Raw genomic sequence first — 6,498 nt, forward strand, 5'->3', positions numbered from 1 at the left:
GGCCGCGCAGGCGCCGGTGGTGAAGCCGGTGCGGGTGCCGCGCGGTGTGTTGCCATCCATTCAGGTGCCCTCGGCGCGCTGCCGCGCCTCGGCCAGCGCCAGCAGCGCGTGCAGGGCGGCCACCACCAGGGTGGAGCCGCCCTTGCGGCCGCGGATGACGATCCAGGGCACGCCAGTGATCTGCGCCATCAGGTCTTTCGACTCCGCGGCCGACACGAAACCCACCGGCATGCCGACCACCAGGGCAGGGCGCACACCGTCCTCCACGATCAGCCGCGCCAGTTCGATCAGCGCGGTGGGCGCGTTGCCGATGCCGACGATGGCGCCCTGCAGCAGGCCCAGGCGGTGCGCCTTGCGCATGGCCTGCACGGCGCGGGTGGTGTTCTGTGCCTGCGCCTGGGCGATCACGTCGGCGTCGCTGATGAACTGGTGCGTGGCTATGCCGAAGTGCGCCAGGCGCGGCCTCGACAGGCCCGAGCAGATCATCTCCACGTCGGCCACCACGGGCGTGCTGCCGCGCAACATCGCGGCCACGCCCGCGCGCACCGCGTCGGGGTGGAAGTCGGTCAGGCCGTTGAACTCGAAGTCGGCGTTGGCGTGGATCATGCGGCGCACGATGGGCCACTGTTCGGCCGAGTAGGCGTGCGGTCCGGCCTCGGCGTCGATGATGGCGAAGCTGTCGTGCTCGATCGCCTGGCCGGCGGCGGTGAGCTGCTCGGTGACGGTGTTGACGGTGCTCACTGGACTACCCTCCGTGCTGCGCGCTGCGGGGCTGAGCGCCTTGGGAACGGCCCGGCGGCGCTCATGCGGTGGCGCCCTCGTGCGCGTGGACGTGCACCTGCACCGGAGCGTGCGTGTGCTCGTGCGAGTGCCCATGGCCCAGGTCGTGAGCGATCTCGCGGTAGCTGCAGCCGTCGCAGGGCAGCTTGCTGTCGGGCGCGCCGGCCAGCAGGTCGTGCACGCGCTGCTCCACCAGCCCGAAGATCTCTTTCTCGAAACCGAAGTGCGTGCCGCAGGCAAAGCGGATCTGCGGGTACTGCGCCCGCAGGTGGTCCACCTGGCGGTGGATGCGCTGCATCAGCGTGCCGGTATAGAGGTAGTAGGGCAGCACCACCACCTGGCGCAGGCCGATCAGCACCTGGCGCTGCACCACGCGCTCCAGCCGCGGCCAGGTGATGCCGGTGAAGGCCAGGTCCACCAGTTCGTGGTCGCCTTCCTCCTGCAGCCAGCGCGCCATCTTCGCCATGTCGCCGTTGGCGCCGCGGTCCGACGAACCGCGACCCAGCAGCACCACGCCCGTGGTGGTGGGGTCGGGCATGTCCAGCGTGGCCATGGCCTGGCGCAGGCGGCGCTTGAGGATCGCGAGGATGGGGTCGCAGGCGCTCAGGTGCGGGCCGTAGAGAAATTCCACGCCAGGCGCATGATTGCGAGCGCGTTCGATGGCCTCGGGAATCTCCATCTTGGCGTGGCCGGCGGCGTTGAGGATCAGCGGCAACACCAGCACGCGGCGCGACGACTGCGCCGCGGCCAGCAGGCCGTCGTGCAGCGAAGGCGCGGCGAATTCGATGAAGCAGACCGCGATGCGCCAGGCCGGCTGGCGCGCGCGCCACTGGTCGACGAAGTCGCGGATTTCCTGGTTGCCGGCGTCCTCGCGCGAGCCGTGGCCCACCAGCAGGATCGTGGTGTGATTCATGTCGTGGCTTTCCTGAAACGGTGGGTGAAGCTGGGGTCGTAGAGCCGGGATCTGGCGAGCTCGGGCCACTGGCGCGCGCCCAGCGTGGGGCTGGCGATCACCATGGCCTGGCTGACGATGCCGGCGTCGCGGCACTGTTGTTTGATGGTGGCCAGCGTGCCGCGCACGATGCGCTCCTCGCCGGGCCAGCTGGCCTTGTGCACCACCAGCACCGGCGCATCGTCGGGCCAGCCAGCCTGGCGCAGACCGGCCTCCACCTTGTGCAGCAGCGTGATGGACAGGAAGATGCACAAGGTGCAGCGGTGGGCGGCCAGGGCGGCGAGGTCCTCGCCGTCGGGCATGGGCGTGCGGCCCTCCACCCGGGTGAAGATGGTGGTCTGCGTGACCTCGGGCAGGGTGAAGCTCTCGACCGCCGCCGCGGCCGAGGCCATGGCCGAGGACACGCCCGGCACCACCGCCACCGGCACACCCGCGGCATCCAGCGGCTGCACCAGTTCGATGAGCGTGCCGTAGAGGGCAGGGTCGCCGGTCTGCAGGCGAACCACGGTGTCGCAACGCGCCGCGTTCGCGATCAGCCAGGCCGACATCTGCTCCAGCGTCATGTCTTTGCTGTCGGCGATGAGGCAGTCCGGCGGCGCCCAGCCGGTGGCCGCAACGTTCACCAGCGAGCCGGCGAAAAGGATGGCCCCCGCGCGCGCGATCAGGTCGCGCCCCTTGACCGTGATCAGGTCCGGATCGCCTGGACCCGCCCCCACAAACCAGACCGTTCCGACGCCCATGGTGCGTCCCCGGTCAGGCGGCCTGGTGCAGACGGCGCTCCACCACTGCGCTGCCCTGCAGGCCGCTCAGCGTCTTGGCCAGTGCGAGCACAGCCAGGTCGATCAGCGGCTCGGCCAGCACCACGATCATGTAGGCGGCGCCAAAGCTGCCGATGCTCACCAGGTTCTCGGCGCCCATGCCACGCCCGAAGAGCGCCCAGAAACCCACCCACAGCACGATGCCGCCCTGGTAGGCCAGGGACAGCTTGAGGGCCTGGCTGTAGCGCAGATCCACATAGGCCATCTGGTCGGGGATGACGCGCCGCGCAAGCGCCGCGGTGGCGAACAGCGGCACCAGGAGCGTGGTCAGGTTCATGCCGTACTGCGGAATGTCGAAGGGTGCAAAGAACAGGCCCTGGATTAGCAGCCCGCCCGCCAGCCCGATGGCCGCGGGCGCCGCACCGAACAGCAGCATGAGCGTGGTGCCCAGAATCAGGTGGACCTCGGACACGCCCACCGGGTGGTGCGGCAGCACCTCGAAAAAGCAGAACACTAGCGCCGTGGCCAGCAGGGCCCGCAACAGCAGGGCTGCCGCGCCGTCCTTTTTGAGCATGTCGGCCGACAGCTTGAGCGTGTGGCCGCCACAGGCGGTCGCTGTGGCGTAGCTCAGGGCAAGCTTGGCCCCGTCCACCAGACCTGGTTCGATGTGCATGAAGTGACTCCTTGGGTTGGATGCGTTGGACACAACGCGGTTGAAAAGTTGGCAAAGACCCAAGGGGGAGGTGATGACAGGTTCCGTCGGCCAACGGGCAGCCCCCGGCGAGCGCAAGTACAGGCGCTGGCACAGACTCGCAAAACCATGCGAAGGGACGACATGAGGACACCGGCGAAGACCCCTCACCGTCTTCCCCGACGGTGTTTGGGTAATGCGGCCGCGCCTGGGGCGCAGCCTCCTTGTTGGCCGGTATCCGGGCTGACAGAGCGTTTCCCAAAGCCTTCCCAGGATGACCCAGTGGCATATTTTTGAGAAATGGGGGCCTTGGCAATGCCTTGGACCACCCGTCTGCTTACCGTTGCGGGGGCAGCGCAGGTTAGGTTCGTCCGTGTGGGACTCGCCCCCCTGCTTCCCGTTGAACTGCAATGCCTGAACAGCATCGCGAGCACCAACAGGTTTTGATTCTATACCCGCACAATGGCTTGAAGGCCTTGAGCGGCAACGTTGCAATCCTGGAACTCGTGCATCGGAGCATGGAGCACAGGCGAGAGGTTCGTCTTGGCTGACACTCCGCATTCCAATGCTGCACTCCTGAAGCTGGAATGCTTGCTTATTGATCCGGCCCTGTGAAGTCTTAAGCCGCATAGCGAACGTGGCGGTCCTGGAAGTAGCTCATGACGCGCTCGGGGTTTTGCTCCAGCATCGCCATGTGGTCGTTGGCCGCTTCGCGTAGCTTGGCTTTGGTTCGCACCGGTACGCGCTTGCCCATCTCTTGCTTCAAATCGGCATTGAGCCGCTCCTCAGGGTTGAGCTGTGGGCTGTAGCTGGGCAGGTAGAACAACTCGATCTGGTCTTTGTGCTGCGCCACCCAGGCCTTGACCAGCTTGCTGTGGTGAACCCGCAGGTTGTCCAGAATCAGAAAGACTTTTTTGCCTGCGTCCTTGATCAAAGCTTGCAAGAATTCAATGAGTTTCTCAGCATCGAAAGCCTCGTCAATGATCATCCAACGCGTCTTGCCTTGGTTGGTCACCGTGGCAATCATGGAGAGCTTTTGACGGGTGCCACCCACGGCCATGGTCACCGGTGTTTTGCCCGCTGGCGCGAAGCTTCTGCCGCGCACATCGGTGTTGACCAAAGCCGTCTCGTCGCCCCAGTGAATTGACCTTGCCCTCGTTTCGTGTAGCTCTTAGCCCGACGATTACGCGGCCTTTTTGCGCTGTGCCTCGTACCACCGTTGCTCGAACTGCATCGGGCTGAGGTAGCCCAGCGACGAATGCAGCCGGCGGTGATTGTAGAAAGCCATCCAGTCCATCACAGCCTGTTTGGCCTGCTCTCGGGTGGTGAACTTGTGCCCATGCACGCTGGCCGTTTTCAGCCGGCCCCAGAAGCTCTCGGTCGGCGCGTTGTCCCAGCAGTTGCCCTTCCTGCTCATCGAGGAACGCATCTTCCAGTCTTTCAAAGCATCCTGGAATTCGCCGCTGCAATACTGGCTGCCCCTGTCGCTGTGGAATATCAGACCAGGCGGCGGGCGCCGCCGCCACCACGCCATGGCCAGCGCGTCCTTGACCAGGCCCGCCTGCATGTGCGGCTGCAGGCTCCAGCCCACCACCTGACGGCTGAACAGGTCGATGACCGCAGCCAAGTACAGCCAACCCTCGTCGGTGGCGATGTAGGTGATGTCTCCACTCCACAGCTGGTTGGGTGCCTCGGGGGTAAAGCGCCGCTGCACCAGATCTGGTGCCACCGGCAGACTGTGGCTGCTGTCGGTGGTGACCACAAACTTGCGCTTGGTTCTGGCACGGATACCGTGCTGCTGCATCAACTTGCGCACCCTATCCTTGCCCACTCGGATGCCCCTGGCCAGCAGTTCCCTGTGCATCCGAGGCCAGCCGTATTCCCCCTTGACCTCGGCGTGGATGGCGCGGATGTGTGCCAGCAGAGCTTCATCGCTGTGGCGCCCGCTGGGCCTGCCAGCCATGTCCTGTGGGCGGCGCAGCCAGTTGAAAGAGACGCTGGCACTGACCTCCAGCACGCCGCAGGAGACGCTCACCGGGTACTGCTGCCTCATTTGGTGAATCCAGGCGTACCTCGCAGCGTGTCCTGCGCGAAGTACGCCGCGGCTTTTTTTGCGATGTCGCGCTCCATCCTCAAGCGCGCAACTTCCGCTCGCAAACGCGCTATCTCCATCTGCTCGGGCGAGACCCCCACGGCCTTGTTATCGCCCCCAGCGCCGCTCAACGCCCCTTTGGCTGCCTGGCGAACCCAGTTACCCAGACTGGCCTTGGGGATGCCCAAGACCTTGGCCACCACAGCAATGGCCTGACCGGCGCTCACCTGACGGACCGCCTCCAACTTGAACTCCTGCGTGTACTGCGCACGCACCTGCTTTGCTGCTGTCATTCCTTGACTCCTTGTCGGTATTTTCAACAAGGACTAAGAACTTATCCGTAAATAGTAAACTATCGCCCTGAGCCGTACTTCACGCGGCGAGGGGCGAATGCATGGTCACACGCAGGCGGGTCGAATCGTGGGAGGTGAGTGATGAGTTCTGGCGCCGAGTCGAACCGTTGATACCGGTGCGGGAACGCAGTACGGACAAGGCATATGTGCGCAAGGCGGGTGCGGGACGCCCGCCCAAGCCAGCGCGACAAGTGTTCGAGGCGGTCATGTACGTTCTGCGCACGGGCTGCCAATGGAAGGCGCTGCCCAAAGAACGCTTTGGCAGTTCAAGTGCGGTGCACAAGCGCTTCCTGGAGTGGGAGGCTGCGGGCGTGTTCGAAGCCCTGTGGAAGGCTGGGCTTGCCGAGTACGACCAGATGGAGGGTATCGCCTGGCGATGGCAGAGCATTGACGGGGCCATGCTCAAGGCCCCACTGGCGCAAGAGGCGGTCGGGCGCAACCCGACCGATCGGGGGAAAAAAGGGGAGCAAGCGCCACCTGCTGGTGGACGGGCGTGGCGTCCCGTTGTCGCTCGTCGTGACAGGAGCGAATGCGCATGACGTCACGCAACTCGATGCCGTTCTGCGGGCCATCATGGTCAAGCGCAGGACACCAAGCACGCGGCGCAGCAAGCACCTGTGCGCCGACGCAGGGTACCGAGGGCGGCCTGCCTTGGGAATCATCGAGGGCCACGGCTACATCCCCCACGTCGTTGATCGCAACAAGGAAGCCGATGCCAAGCGGCGCGACCCGACCAGGAGGGCGAGGCGCTGGGTGGTCGAGGTTTGCCACAGCTGGCTCAATCGCTTTCGCAAGCTGCTCGTGCGGTATGAAAAACTCGAACGCAGTTTCGTCGCACTCAACCACATCGCCGCCGCCATCATCGCGTTCCG

General features: G+C 65.4%; 6 protein-coding genes, 1 pseudogene and 1 riboswitch. Of the genes and pseudogenes, 1 reads left to right on the plus strand and 6 read right to left on the minus strand.

Annotated features, from left to right (window positions below; all coding sequences use genetic code 11):
- Window positions 1–60: 60 nt before the first annotated feature.
- The 6 genes and pseudogenes from F3K02_RS12170 to F3K02_RS12195 form a co-directional block, all read right to left on the minus strand.
- Window positions 61–741: a precorrin-8X methylmutase gene (locus F3K02_RS12170; protein WP_177135897.1), complete on the minus strand. Its 681-nt coding sequence runs from the start codon at window positions 739–741 to the stop codon at window positions 61–63.
- Between the two features lie 61 nt (window positions 742–802).
- A complete protein-coding gene (locus tag F3K02_RS12175) occupies window positions 803–1,693 on the minus strand; it encodes a sirohydrochlorin chelatase (RefSeq protein WP_177135898.1) in 891 nt (296 codons plus the stop codon).
- The gene (gene cobM / locus F3K02_RS12180; RefSeq protein ID WP_177135899.1) at window positions 1,690–2,472 is read right to left on the minus strand and encodes a precorrin-4 C(11)-methyltransferase; all 783 of its coding nucleotides are present in this window, start codon (window positions 2,470–2,472) and stop codon (window positions 1,690–1,692) included. The genes F3K02_RS12175 and cobM overlap by 4 nt, the downstream gene beginning before the upstream one ends.
- Window positions 2,473–2,485: 13 nt before the next feature.
- Entirely contained in the window at window positions 2,486–3,163 is a 678-nt protein-coding gene (locus F3K02_RS12185) for an energy-coupling factor ABC transporter permease (protein ID WP_177135900.1), read from the minus strand.
- 230 nt (window positions 3,164–3,393) lie between these two features.
- Window positions 3,394–3,634: riboswitch (cobalamin riboswitch) on the minus strand.
- Window positions 3,635–3,800: 166 nt separating this feature from the next.
- Window positions 3,801–4,343, minus strand: a pseudogene (locus tag F3K02_RS12190) (IS630 family transposase); the annotation flags it as partial.
- 21 nt (window positions 4,344–4,364) lie between these two features.
- A protein-coding gene (locus F3K02_RS12195) for an IS3 family transposase (RefSeq protein ID WP_177135901.1) occupies window positions 4,365–5,566 on the minus strand; the annotation gives its coding sequence in 2 pieces (ribosomal slippage) (window positions 4,365–5,296 and window positions 5,296–5,566; 1,203 coding nt in all).
- 101 nt (window positions 5,567–5,667) lie between these two features.
- Here F3K02_RS12195 and F3K02_RS12200 point away from each other — a divergent pair.
- Window positions 5,668–6,498 (plus strand): IS5 family transposase gene (locus tag F3K02_RS12200; RefSeq protein ID WP_177135902.1). Its coding sequence is split into 2 segments (ribosomal slippage), with 833 coding nucleotides annotated over them: window positions 5,668–6,089 and window positions 6,088–6,498; the frame shifts between segments, so codons are not numbered across the junction. This gene is flagged as partial in the annotation.

The organism is Hydrogenophaga aromaticivorans, assembly GCF_013387465.1.
GTDB lineage: Bacteria > Pseudomonadota > Gammaproteobacteria > Burkholderiales > Burkholderiaceae_C > Hydrogenophaga > Hydrogenophaga aromaticivorans.